Origin of the sequence: Colwellia piezophila ATCC BAA-637, assembly GCF_000378625.1 — a bacterium.
Lineage (GTDB): Bacteria > Pseudomonadota > Gammaproteobacteria > Enterobacterales > Alteromonadaceae > Colwellia > Colwellia piezophila.
In genome coordinates this window covers 31589-44838 of record NZ_KB905179.1, presented here as the reverse complement: position 1 = coordinate 44838, position 13250 = coordinate 31589, and the positions used below count along the sequence as shown (strand labels likewise).

The 13250-nt window shown below is 40.6% G+C and carries 7 protein-coding genes and 2 tRNA genes; 8 read left to right on the top strand and 1 reads right to left on the bottom strand.

Going from position 1 to position 13250, the window contains the following annotated elements:
• Positions 1–362 precede the first annotated feature (362 nt).
• Positions 363–929, bottom strand: coding sequence for a DUF1285 domain-containing protein (locus F580_RS0122400; protein ID WP_019030002.1), 567 nt, complete (start codon positions 927–929; stop codon positions 363–365).
• Between the two features lie 228 nt (positions 930–1157).
• Here F580_RS0122400 and F580_RS0122395 point away from each other — a divergent pair, with 228 nt between their 5' ends.
• From F580_RS0122395 to F580_RS0122360, 8 genes are all read left to right on the top strand, one after another.
• Positions 1158–3317: a S9 family peptidase gene (locus tag F580_RS0122395; protein WP_019030001.1), complete on the top strand. Its 2160-nt coding sequence runs from the start codon at positions 1158–1160 to the stop codon at positions 3315–3317.
• A gap of 224 nt (positions 3318–3541) precedes the next feature.
• Positions 3542–4270: a substrate-binding periplasmic protein gene (locus F580_RS0122390; protein ID WP_019029999.1), complete on the top strand. Its 729-nt coding sequence runs from the start codon at positions 3542–3544 to the stop codon at positions 4268–4270.
• Positions 4271–4436: 166 nt separating this feature from the next.
• The gene (locus tag F580_RS0122385; RefSeq protein ID WP_019029998.1) at positions 4437–5843 is read left to right on the top strand and encodes a TolC family protein; all 1407 of its coding nucleotides are present in this window, start codon (positions 4437–4439) and stop codon (positions 5841–5843) included.
• Positions 5844–5845: 2 nt separating this feature from the next.
• On the top strand, positions 5846–7252 hold the full coding sequence (locus tag F580_RS0122380; RefSeq protein WP_019029997.1) for an efflux RND transporter periplasmic adaptor subunit: 1407 nt from the start codon (positions 5846–5848) through the stop codon (positions 7250–7252).
• Positions 7252–10377, top strand: a complete 3126-nt coding sequence (locus F580_RS0122375; protein WP_019029996.1) for an efflux RND transporter permease subunit — start codon at positions 7252–7254, stop codon at positions 10375–10377. Before F580_RS0122380 ends, F580_RS0122375 begins: the two co-directional genes overlap by 1 nt.
• A 615-nt stretch (positions 10378–10992) precedes the next feature.
• Positions 10993–12402: an alanine dehydrogenase gene (locus tag F580_RS0122370; protein WP_019029995.1), complete on the top strand. Its 1410-nt coding sequence runs from the start codon at positions 10993–10995 to the stop codon at positions 12400–12402.
• A 296-nt stretch (positions 12403–12698) separates the two neighbouring features.
• A tRNA-His gene (locus F580_RS0122365) sits at positions 12699–12774 on the top strand.
• A 45-nt stretch (positions 12775–12819) separates the two neighbouring features.
• A tRNA-Pro gene (locus tag F580_RS0122360) sits at positions 12820–12896 on the top strand.
• Positions 12897–13250 lie beyond the last annotated feature (354 nt).

The window sequence follows — 13250 nt, the reverse complement described above, 5'->3', positions numbered from 1 at the left end:
ATAAATCAGCTAAACTTACTTGATGGTTTAGCCAATCAATGGCAACAGTTTAATATGAAGAAACAAGCCAACTGTACTGTCTGTGGTTCAAATAACCCAAAAAGAGAATTCTAATTCCTTTCTCTTCTCGGTATAGCACAGCCTCGCTGTCCTCTGTGGTAGAAATCTTTGTTCTGGTTATTTTTTGTACTTCATTTTTCGTTGCCTGTTCTTAAACACAAAACCTAAAGTTAATCACTACCACCGAGAGCACAGAGGCAGGTTATATGCTCCATGCATAACCTAAGTGACCTACATCCATGTAGGCCTCGCTTCGCGCTACACCGAGGTAGTAACATTCGGTTTTTTCAAAGACTAAAGGTTCAATAAGTGCCTAAACTGAATTGGCAATTGGCACTGGTAATGATTAACTCAGTGCCGTTTTTTGTCTGCTGTTCTTTAGCAATATCGACCCACTGGTAATAAACATTTCGGTGTACTTTCGCAGTCAAATTACGTCTAACGGTGACATACAAATCGCCGTCCTTGTTAATAATAAGCGGATGCTGTGCATCAAGAATAAACTCATCATCTAAGTTTGTACTTACTTGCATGATAGTTTTTTCTTCATCAAGCCAGTGCCACTGCGTAAGCACAAAAGGCGCATCATCTACTTTAATTTTTACTTTTTCGACTGGCGTGACTAAAAAGTACTGCTCAAGGTTATTATTTACTTCCTTACTAACTTCCATAATTAACACTGAGGCAAATAACTTTACCAATGGCAGTCGCTTAAAAATACTACCACCGTAAAACCAATCGCCATTCGCTTTTATCTGGATATCAATTTCACCACAATAAGGTGGGTTCCACGACTCAACTGGCGGTAATGATTTTTTATTACTTGCAGACTTAGTAGCTAACTGAGCTGAAATTTTATCTAATGACATAGTAGCGAAACGTCCTTACAAAAAGCGTTAATTGAGAAAACGGGTTAGCTTAACCATATTAAGCGACAAGTGCATTTGATTATAACTAATATCATGCTAACTTATTCCCCGATACATTTTTTTAACATTTGAGCTTGTTCAGCAATACGGGCTCAGGATAATAACAATTCTATCAGTTACCTCCCATGCAGGAGGAGCTTAATCGAATTGGGATGATAAGGAATACACATGAAAAGAGCCATCAGCAAGACTAAGCTAAGCTTAATAGTCTCCTCTGCCCTGCTTATTGCAGCTTGTAGTAATCAAGAGAATGACACAGCTAATACCGCAGTACAGATAAACGCCCCGGTCGCGAAAAAAGTTCCTCATAAAATGGTTATTCATAACCATACTCGCGTCGATGATTATTACTGGATGCGTGATGATAGTCGTACCAAGCCAGAAGTTTTAGCGCACTTAGCCGCAGAGAATGATTACACCACGGCACAGTTAAAACATACTGAAGCACTGCAAGAGCAGATTTTTCAAGAGATCAAAGCGCGTATTGAAAAAGACGATAATTCTGTGCCAACCAAAAAAGGCAATTTTTACTATTCACGTCAAATGCAAGGCGAGAATGAGTACCCTATTCACGTAAGAGCAACCGACTTTAAAGGCAGCAATCTTGAAGTATTGCTTGACGTCAATGAGTTAGCCAAAGCTCATGATTATTATAACGTTACTGGTTTAAGCGCTAGCCCTGATGGCAAGTTATTAGCTTATGGTGAAGATACTGTGAGTCGTCGAATCTACACGGTGCAATTCAAAGATATTGCCGGCAATACTTTACTTGATGACAAGCTTACCGGCACTAACGGTGGCGTTGTTTGGGGTAATGATAATAAAACCGTGTATTACATCAAAAAAGACCCACAAACCTTATTAGGTTTCCAAGTATTTCGTCACACCTTAGGCACAGCACAAGGCACTGATGAAATGGTCTATGAAGAAAGTAATAAAGCGTACTACACCGGTCTGAGTAAATCTAAAGACGGCAGTAGCATCTTTATTTGGCATGGCAGTACGGAAGCCAGTGGTGTCTCAGTCATCGATGCGAATAATGCTAAAGCGATGCCGAAAAAATTTATTGAGCGTGAAGAAGGCCATGAGTATTCTATCGCTAAAGCAAATGACTGGTATTACATCAGTACGAACTGGCAAGCAACCAACTTTCGTTTAATGAAAGTTCATAAAAAACACCTTGGCGATAAAACACAATGGCAAGATGTTATACCTGCTAATGATGCCGTTAAGCTTGAAGATTATGAAGTATTTACCGACCACCTCGTTTATCAACAACGTGAAAACGGTATTAGCCGAGTCACAATTCAGCAACTTTCAACCGGTAAAGAGCAACAACTTAGTTTTAATGACACCGCCTACACCTTGGAGTTATATGGTAATAACGAGCTAAACAACAAAGCATTGCGCCTTTACTACGCAAGTTTCACCACCCCAGGTACGCATTACGATGTCGACTTAAATACTTTTGCTAAAAAGCAATTAAAGCAAACCAAAGTATTAGGTGACTTTGACAGCAATAACTATGCTTCTGAACGTATTTTTGTTGAAGCGCGTGATGGCAAAAAAATACCGGTATCTTTAGTTTATCGTAAAGATACCTTCAAAAAAGATGGTACTAACCCATTATATCAATATGCCTATGGTTCATACGGTCACACAATCGACCCCTACTTTTCAGTCAGTCGGTTAAGTTTGTTAGACCGTGGTTTTGTTTACGCACTTGCCCATATCCGTGGTTCACAAATGCTCGGCCGCCCTTGGTATGAAGACGGTAAAAAGTTAACCAAAATGAATACTTTCACAGACTTTATTGATGTCACTAAAGCCCTAACAGCACAAGGTTACGGCGATAAAGATAATGTCTTCGCGGCTGGCGGTAGTGCCGGTGGTTTATTGATGGGCGCTGTTGTTAATATGGCACCTGAGCAATACAAAGGCATTGCAGCAGCAGTACCTTTTGTTGATGTAGTCACCACTATGCTTGATGAAAGTATCCCGCTAACCACTAATGAATTTAAAGAATGGGGCAACCCAAAAGATAAAATTTATTATGACTACATGTTGTCGTATTCACCTTACGATCAGGTGAAAGCACAAGACTACCCAAATATATTAGTAACAACAGGACTGCATGACTCACAAGTACAGTACTTTGAGCCAATGAAATGGGTTGCCAAGTTGCGTGATTATAAAACCGATAACAACGTATTGTTGTTTAAAACCGATATGGAAGCGGGACACGGTGGCGCATCTGGACGTTTCAAACGCATTCATGATACCGCCTTGCAATATAGCTTCTTCATTGACTTACTTAACAAGCGTTAATTAGCAAAGCTTAAATAACGATGCTTAATTAACCTAGCAAACATCGCATCTTCACTTACACCTTTGCAGGTGAAGATGCTTTTCTTTCCCTTTGGCAGCTGCCCAGCAATTCGATAGCCGCACAGAATTTCTTTCATCTAAGGTGAATAGTTACAAAAAAATTCTATTTGTTCTCAAACCTCTGGTAAGCTCTAAATGGGAACTAACTTAATGGACTTAGTTTAATGAAGCTTTTCATCTTACTATTTTCTCTTATGCTGTTGTGCGTTAGTCACGACTGTATCTCCGCGCCTAAAGAACCGCTACTGCAAGTTAGAACGATAGCCATTGCTCCTTACGGCATTAATACCAACGGCGCACAAAGTGGTATCTATTACGATTTAGCCAACGCTCTACTGGCAAAGGCGGGTATAGAAAGTGAGCACCATATATTTCCTTATGGGCGGATAATACACGAGCTTAAATTGGGTAAAACTGATTTAACTATTATGTTTAAATATAAGGAATTAGAAGATTATGTCGATTATATTTATCCGCTGCCGACCTTAAAAAATGTCGTTATTGGTCGAAAAGGTACTAACTACCTGTCAGTAGCACAATTAGAAAAGCTCAGTATCGCTTATTTACGGGGCGCGAAATTTAGTGATGACATCGATACCAATCCTAGAATTATCAAACAAACCGTCAGTGACTTTAATCAAGGGCTGTTAATGTTAGAAAAGGGTCGAGTTGACGCTATCATCGGACCTATGGCGCCAATCATCAGTGCTGCTAAACAACTCGGTCTAAATAGAGACTTTTTTGGTGAGCCGTTAATTGTTTCACAGCGCACCCCATGGTTACAGATATCTAAAAAAAGTCATCACAAGGTATCTGCTCAGCAGTTAAAAACTATATTCAATCAGATGATGACTCAAGGAGAACTACAGCAGATCCAACAAAAATATCAGTAAACCACTAAAAATTGCGGTACAACAAATGGTCGTACGTATTAGCTAGATCTAGTTACAAACCCTTACAGGTGGGCGTTCTGTAAACTTATGTAAAAGCTATATCTCCTCGGCGTTGCTTTTATTACACTGGTATTAGATAATTTATTTAAACTGAGTTGCTCTCGTTATGACACGTCGATTCCGACAACTACTGCCACTACTTTCAAGCCTGTTTTTATTGGCTTGTAGTAATACTTCACAAGTAGATAAAAACCTTACTAAGCCGACACTTCCAGAAAACTGGCAAGAAAGCCAACAAGTATTATCGGTAGAAAATAATTGGTTATCTCAACTTGATAATCCACAAGTTCAGCAATTAGTGACTAAAGCCTTAGCCGCTAATCACCAGTTTACCATGCAAGCTTATGCCCTTGAAATTGCCGAGCAGCAGCTGATTGTTTCTGGCAGCCAACTTTGGCCTGAACTTGATTTTTCTTTTCGCAGTGGCCGCAATAAAGACAACCAAACCGTCAGTTATGCCAATAGTAATTCTGTTAATTTGAATTTAAGTTACGAAATTGATATTTGGGGTAAGTTATCTGCTGCCGATCAAGTCAGTAACTATAACTACCTCGCGCAAAAGGCGAGTTTTGAACAGTACAAGCAGCAACTCGTTGTCAATGTAGTCACCACATGGTTTCGCGTCATAGAAGCTGATAAATTACTTAAGCTCTATCGCAACAGAGTAATAAACACGCAACAAAATTTAGCCATTATCGAAGCAGGTTATCACTCAGGTTTAACTGCTGCCCTTGATGTTTATTTAACCCGTAACGATTTGAATACCGAATTAACGCGAGTATCAGAACAAAGCACTGAAAAAACCAAGTTGATTAGGCAGCTTGAGCGTCTCATCGGCGAATATCCAAAGGGTGAATTATTAGTCAATGCCAATTTACCGCTGCTAACCAATGACATTCCGGTTGGCTTACCTTCTGAGTTAATTAGCCGAAAACCCGAATTAAAAGCCAGTTGGTATCAACTGTTATCTCAAGATGCCAGCTTAGCTTACGCCCATAAACAACGTTTCCCTAGCATCGTATTATCAGGCTCCGTCGGTGACTCTGCTGCTGATGTTGGTGATTTACTCTCCGGCTCTTCATTAGCATGGTCATTACTGGGCAGTATTTCAGCGCCTATTTTTAATGCCGGACGTTTAGAGGCCAATGAAGAGAAAGCCCGTATCGAGCTAAAACAAGGTGAACAATTATACCTAGATACTTTATATGAAGCCTTTAGCGATGTAGAAAATGCCATCACCACTGAAAAGAGTTTAAAGCTTAGTTATTACACCATGTTAGCGGCGCAAGAAAATGCCCAAATAGCATCCACGTTATCTTTCGAGCAATATCAAAGTGGCTTGGTCAGCTATACCACGGTACTTGATGCGCAAAATCGTTCGTTCGAAGCGCAAACCACCTTAATAAAAATTAAAAACCAACTCATTGCCAATCGTATTCATTTACATCTTTCCTTGGGTGGCGACTTCACCACACCGTCACTTGCGCCATCACCTACACTAAAGGCCGAATAAATATGTCTACCGCTGCTCAATATAAAAAAATATTAGTGCCTATCGTCATAATTATTGCCACTATCGCCTTAATGATGATGATATTTAAAAATCCTCCGACAAGTAAACGGTCAAAACCATCAAAAGCTCCTCAAATGACAGTCACGACTACCACGGTGACACCACAAACCTATCAAGTGATGGTGCAAAGTTTTGGTACGGTAAAACCGAGAACTCAAAGTGTACTTTTCGCCCAGGTTTCAGGACAAATAAATCATGTCAGTCAACAATTTAGAGCCGGTGGTTTTTTTGAGCAAGGTGATATTTTAATGCAGATTGATGACAGGGATCACCGCGCAGAAGTTAAAATAGCGCAAGCCAGTTTAATATCCGCTCAGCAAAGCTTGCAAGAAGAAGTGGCCCGAGTAAACCAAGCGAAAGCAGATTGGCAGAGGTTAGGTAATGGTAAAGCGCCTAATGCCTTAGTACTGCGTCAGCCTCAGCTGGAATCCGCTAAGGCACAAGTACTCTCAGCTGAAGCCTTGCTTGATAAAGTGAAGCTTTCACTTGAGCGTACTAAAATTATTGCGCCTTATGCCGGTCGAATATTAAAAAAGAATGTTGATATCGGACAGGTAATTTCAAGCAATACTCAACTAGCCGATATTTTCGCTGTTGATTATGTAGAGATTCGCTTACCAATAAAAAACAAAGACTTACCGCTAATGAAATTGCCAGAAGAATATCGCAATGCTCATGAAAGGTTTGAAGCTAGTCTCAATAATAGTGCCCAAGACAGTCCCAACACTTCATTGATAAGTAATGTGGTCATTTCATCTGACCTTATGGGCAAACAAGTGTGGCAAGGTAAAATTGTCCGTACCGAAAGTGCAATTGATGAAATGTCACAACAACTCTACGTGGTTGCCCAGATTATCCGCCCTTACGATGGTGCCTATAACCAAGGTGCGCAAATAAAAATGGGCCAATACGTTACCGCCGAAATTACCGGTCGCGAAGTAAAAAATGCCTTAGTGATCCCTAGCAGCGCGATTTATCAGGGTAGTTATGTTTATATCGTTGAAGAGGGGTTATTGATGCGCAAAGAGGTTAAATTAGGCTGGCAAAATGGTACTGAGTCAATAGTTAGCCAAGGTTTAGTCGCTGGTGATGAATTAGTATTAACCTCCCTAGGACAAGTTAGCTCAGGCACTCCTGTTGCTATTGCCGGACAAGCGCCCCGCCAAGGTAACAAAAGATCTCCTCAGCGAAAGATGTCAAAAGAGCATCTTGATAAATTACAAAAAATTGCCGATAAAAAAGGCATCTCGATAGAAGCGTTAATGGCAGAGCGCAAAGCTAAACAGGCACACCGAGCGAATACCACACAATCAAACCAAGCAAGCCAACAAAATAAGGTGAATAACTAATGATTGCTTGGTTTGCACGAAATCATGTCGCGGCAAATTTGCTATTAATTACCATTTTAATCGCCGGTTTATTTAGTTTAACTAACCGTATTCCGTTAGAGGTTTTTCCCTCTTTTGCTACCGACCGCATTAACGTTAAAGTTTCGCTGCGTGGCGCAACCCCTGAAGATGTCGAAAAAAGCATTTCAATTCGTATTGAAGAGGCGGTACAAGACTTAGAAGGGGTCAAGCAAATTTCTAGTCGTTCCTCAGAAGGCTCATCCTCGGTCACTATTGAGGTAGAGTCGGGCTATGAACCCCGTGAAATGCTTGCTGATATAAAAAGCCGAGTCGATGAAATAAATACCTTTCCTGCCGATGCAGAAAAGCCGGTAGTGTCTTTAGCAACACGTAAACGTGAAGTCATTGCCGTGACTATTGCCAGCATTTATAGCGAAAAAGAGACCCGTGAATTCGCCGAGAAAGTCAGAGATGACTTATTAAAAATCCCAGCCATCACCCAAGTTGAACTCAGCGGTGTCCGTGACTATGAAATATCCATTGAAGTACCACAAGACAAATTACGCCAATATGGTTTAACCATAGCCCAAATATCCTCAGCAATATCAAATTCAAGCACAGATATTTCTGCCGGTAATTTAAAAACTAATGGCGGTGATATTTTACTGCGCTCAAAAGGCCAAGCCTATCGCAAAGACGAGTTTGAAAAAATAGCGATAAAAACCCATATTGATGGTGCTATCATTCGTCTAAGTGACATTGCCATCGTTAAAGATGACTTTGAAGAAACTCCAGTACGCACGCGTTTTAACGGTAAACAAGCCGCTTTTATCGACGTCTATCGTATAGGTCAGCAAAGTGCTATTGACGTTGCCGATGCCGTACGAACCTACATCAATGAGCAACAAAGCACCTTACCGGTCGGCGTTGAATTAAGTTTTTGGGATGATGATTCTCAAATAGTTAAAAATCGTATTGCCACGCTAACCACCAGCGCCTTGCAAGGCGGTATTTTAGTACTGGCTTTATTAAGCCTATTTCTTAGACCTTCCATTGCCTTTTGGGTATTTATTGGTATTCCTATCTCTTTTATGGGCGCCTTTATCATGATGCCTTTTTTTGGTGTCTCCTTAAATATTATGAGCTTATTTGCCTTTATCTTGGTATTGGGGATAGTCGTTGATGATGCCATAGTCACCGGAGAGAATATTTATACCCACTTAAAAACCGCTGAGTCTGGCGAGATGGCCGCCATTCTTGGCACTCAAGAAGTAGCAACTCCCGTTACCTTTGGTATTTTAACAACCGTAGCCGCCTTTTTGCCGCTGGCATTTATTGAAGGTAATCGCGGCGCCTTGTTTGCGCAAATTCCGGTTATCGTTATTCCGGTACTTATTTTTTCCTTAATCGAATCAAAGTTTGTTTTACCCTCTCATCTTAAAAATTTAAAGCTACGTTCGGAAAAAGACCAGCAATCTAAGTTCTGTCGTTTTCAACAAGGCTTTGCCGACGGTTTCGAACGCTCGATAATTCGTTTTTATCAGCCTTTACTAAAACGCGCCATTGATAACAAAGCCACCACCTTAGTTGGTTTTACTGCGGTATTTTTTCTTATACTTGCCCTGATAATGAGTGGTTGGACAAAATTTGTCTTTTTCCCACGCATCCCTAGTGAAACCGTGCGAGCTACGCTGACCTTACCCGCAGGTACGCCTTTTGAGGTAACGAATAAGTATATTATTAAAATGGCTGAAAAAGCCGAAGAGTTAAAGCAAAAATACATTGAGCCATCGACCAACGAAAGTGTCATTATTAATATATTAGCCACCACCGGTGGCCGTGGTGGCGTATCAAATAAGGGCAGTGTTCGTTTTGAAATTACTCCGCCAGAGTCGCGAGAGCTATCGGTTACCTCACGAGAACTGGTACGTGAATGGCGTAACTTAATTGGTCCTATTCCGGGCGCTGAAAGCATTACCTTTAGAGCTGAAATAGGTCGTTCATCAGACCCCATTCATGTGCAGTTTAAAGCCAGTTCACTAGCAACCTTAAAAGAGATTACCGATAAAGTAAAAGTCCGTTTGGCTACTTATCCCACCGTCTTTGATATTGCCGATAGCCTGTCAAATGGTAAAGAAGAACTGCAAATTGAATTAACTGAACAAGGTAGAGCCTTAGGCTTAACCCGCACAAGTATTTCTAATCAAGTACGGCAGGCATTTTTTGGTTCACAAGTACAACGCATTCAACGCGGCAGAGACGATGTCCGCGTTATGGTGCGCTTACCACTTGATGAGCGCCGTACTATCGCTGATTTAGAAGATATCCTAGTAACGACACCAAACGGTGGTTCAGTGCCGCTATCTCATGTTGCCAAGCTGATCCCGGGAAAAAGCCCTTCAACCATTTCTAGGATTGATCGCTACCGCACCGCCAATGTTAGCGCCGATGTAGAAAAGTCCAATACCAATATGACGGTGTTGCAAGCAGATTTAAAAGACTATTTAGATGAACTTATGCTGCAATACCCAGGGGTTAGTCATTCTCTCGAAGGTGAAGCCAAAGAACAAAGAGAATCCTTTGGCTCACTCGCTTGGTCACTGTTATTTGTCTTTTTTATCATCTACGCACTCTTGGCCATCCCCTTTAAATCTTATATACAACCCATCATTGTGATGAGCATCATTCCTTTTGGCATGATAGGCGCCGTTATTGGTCACTGGATCATGGGCATGGAATTAACCATCATGAGTTTACTTGGCATGTTGGCGTTAGTTGGTGTGGTAGTAAATGACTCGCTAGTATTGGTCGATTTTATAAATAAAAAATGCAGCGAAGGCGGCGAGTTAATGACAGCCGTACTTACCGCAGGTGCTGCACGCTTTAGACCGGTTATGTTAACCAGTTTAACCACCTTTATCGGCTTAATGCCGCTATTGTTTGAACAATCTACCCAGGCACAGTTCCTCATTCCAATGGCGGTATCACTAGGTTTTGGTATTTTATTTGCCACCTTTATTACCTTGATTTTGGTGCCGGTAAACTACTTAATTGTTGAGCAATTAAAAGCCACATTTACTAGTCAGGCGTCCGAGAAGCACTCCAATGAGAGTCAGCTTGTTTAACGGGTAGAGTATCTCTAGCCCACATTAATCGGCTTGATTGGCTTGATGAAAATAAAAGGGCTATTATCTAATGAGAGGCAGTAACTTGCCTTATCGTTAGATAATAACAAAGTAAGTTGATTATTATTGGCTAGTTGACCACTTTACCCATTACTCTGTTAGTGAGATAGTTTACAAATTCCTTTAGTCACTACTATTGATTAAAGGCAAATTGGCACCATATTTAGGGTATAGATTAATTATTTTGGACGTTCTATATGAAATTAAAAAAGAAGAAAATGATGGTCAGGAAAAACAATAACTATCTAAAGGTTAAGACGTTACGTTCACTGAAACGACGTAATATTGCTCACTTTTATAAACTAGATGATTAGCTCATTAGTGACTATGCAGATTTACCACAAGTAAACTAAACACTTTTTCTTGCCCTGCTATAAATGACCTTATGACAAGCGGGTGTTGATAACGCCCTACGCTGTTGTCGTGCACCAAGGTCAAAGCCGAAAATTTTGTCGATAACCTGCTTACATAATGAAAAACTAACCCGCATAAAAACGACAGCAAGCATTCGTGTTATGCTGAAATCACATTCTCCATTTTCTAAAGAGTACCTCTATGCCACAGACATTTTCTCGTTATTCCTCCGTAGCCCTTGTTAAAGAAATAGAATCACCTGAAAACCCTGGTGGCCTAGAAAAACGCGTTGCTTTGGTACCCAATGATGTCGGTCAATTAGTGGCTGCCGGCATTAAGGTTTATGTTGAAATTGGTGCCGGAGAAGGTGTGGGTTTTAGTGATGATGAATACCTAAAAAATAATGCCATCATGCAAACCGCTGAACAGATATATAAAGATAAAGCACTTATTATTAAGTTTAAAGGTCCGGCACTGGCTTCTATAGAGCAAATGAGTGAAGGCTGCACACTCTTGTGCATGGCGCATTTTAATTCCTACCCTGACAGAGCAAAAATGCTGCAAGACAGGCGTATTAATGTCATTGCCATGGAAGAAATTTGTCAGTCTCCTAAACGGGACTCCGATGAACGCATACTTGGCCGTGTTGCCATGAATACAGCTTTAACTCCTTTCTTTAAAGACAATACCATCGGCGGTTTACGGGTCAGGGTTATTGGTTGGAGTGAACGTTTACGTGGTGCTATAAATCGTTGTGGCAACCGTAGCCCCCGTTCTTTGCAAATTATTCAACCGTCACTTTCATTCGAACAGCTTGATGCCACTGGCGAGAATGCATTATATTTTTACGACAGTAAAAGCTTTAAAGATCCCCAAGGCATACTACAAAAACTACAAGCGTTAAAAACCCATATTTTTGACATCAATGACTTTGAAAATGAACAGGGCCAACAAGCCATAGCTGATTATCAAGCAAACCATTCACCCGCACAATTTGGCCTGCGTAGAATCCAATGCCTGCATGAAACGGGACAAGCAGGTGCAAGATATGGCATGGGTTTATTGGCGGACAGTAAGCCGTCATTGAATAAAGCCGATCTAAAGGCGGTTATTCTTGGTTATGGTAATGTAGCTCAAGGAGCATTGGATGAATTACATCAACAAGGCATTAAAAATATCCATGTATTAGGCCGAAGCCAAACAGCCAAAAGTCGTATTGATTATTGGCTTAAAGGTGCTGATATCGTCATTAATGGCGCTGAGCAATCAGCGGAGTTAAGAGGAAAAAATTTCTTGATCAGTAATAAGCACCTTAAAGAGTTAATCCCTGAAAATTCAGTGGTTATTGATTTAGTCGGCGGTAGCCCGACCAATAGAAGCCCTGTTGAAGCGGTACTGAGTTGTAGCTTTTTAACTGATCCTTATTTTGTTCAAGATGGCGTAATTGTCTCCTCTTTATGGGGTTGGCCGATGATGGGTATGATGCGTGAAACTGCCATTCGCTATTCGGGACAAATTGTTGAGGTATTAATTAGCAATGAAAAGCTCATTGATGGCTTAGATAAATTAACTCCTGGCGTTAAACGTGCTTTGGTTTGTGGACCTTTCTGAGTCAATCCTATTTGATTCCATTAGAATAGATTGATAGTAAAAATCATACCCTGTTTAGTCATTGTTCTGATTGTCGGAGCAATGGCTGATAGCTCGCCAGACCCGTTCTAAATGAGCTTAACGGTACATTAATCAAACAAAGACAGTAAAACAAAAATAATAAGGTATAAATACCAATAAAAGTAAAAATTTTGCTTGTCATTCTAGGCATAAATGCACTACAATCGCCGCGCTGTTAAGTAGCAGCATACATATTTATCGCCCTAGCATTAAATATGTATCAGTACACCTCAGTGGTGGCTATAGCTCAGTTGGTAGAGCCCCGGATTGTGATTCCGGTTGTCGAGGGTTCAAGTCCCTTTAGCCACCCCATTTTTTATCTTCCCCCAAAGTTAAAATGTACACTACTGAAAAAATCGGTGATTAGCGCAGCTTGGTAGCGCACTTGGTTTGGGTCCAAGGGGTCGCAAGTTCGAATCTTGCATCACCGACCACTTTCTCAAAAATTCTATTCTATTTCCTGTTTTAAAACATCTGACTTTGTGACCAAGTAATTGGTTTGGGTATATCAAAGTTCAGTCGCAAGTTCGAATCTTGCATCACCGACCACTTTCTGAATACCTCTCCTGAAAAACATACACAATAAATTTCCTTTTTAAAATATCGTACTTTGTGACCAAGCAAGTGGTTTGGGTATATCAAAGTTCAGTCGTAAGTTCGAATCTTGCATCACCGACCACTTTTAAGTTAAATCCCCCTCAGAATACACAATAAATTTCCTGCTTTAAAATATCGTACTTTGTGACCAAGTAATTGGTTTGGGTATATCAAAGTTCAGTCGAAGATTT

What these genes read in the sequence shown, in the direction of transcription:
- F580_RS0122375 (WP_019029996.1), top strand. Translation starts at nt 7,252, where the DNA reads ATGATTGCTTGGTTTGCACGAAATCATGTCGCGGCAAATTTGCTATTA.
- F580_RS0122380 (WP_019029997.1), top strand. Translation starts at nt 5,846, where the DNA reads ATGTCTACCGCTGCTCAATATAAAAAAATATTAGTGCCTATCGTCATA.
- F580_RS0122390 (WP_019029999.1), top strand. Translation starts at nt 3,542, where the DNA reads ATGAAGCTTTTCATCTTACTATTTTCTCTTATGCTGTTGTGCGTTAGT.
- F580_RS0122370 (WP_019029995.1), top strand. Translation starts at nt 10,993, where the DNA reads ATGCCACAGACATTTTCTCGTTATTCCTCCGTAGCCCTTGTTAAAGAA.
- F580_RS0122395 (WP_019030001.1), top strand. Translation starts at nt 1,158, where the DNA reads ATGAAAAGAGCCATCAGCAAGACTAAGCTAAGCTTAATAGTCTCCTCT.
- F580_RS0122400 (WP_019030002.1), bottom strand. Translation starts at nt 929, where the DNA reads ATGTCATTAGATAAAATTTCAGCTCAGTTAGCTACTAAGTCTGCAAGT.
- F580_RS0122385 (WP_019029998.1), top strand. Translation starts at nt 4,437, where the DNA reads ATGACACGTCGATTCCGACAACTACTGCCACTACTTTCAAGCCTGTTT.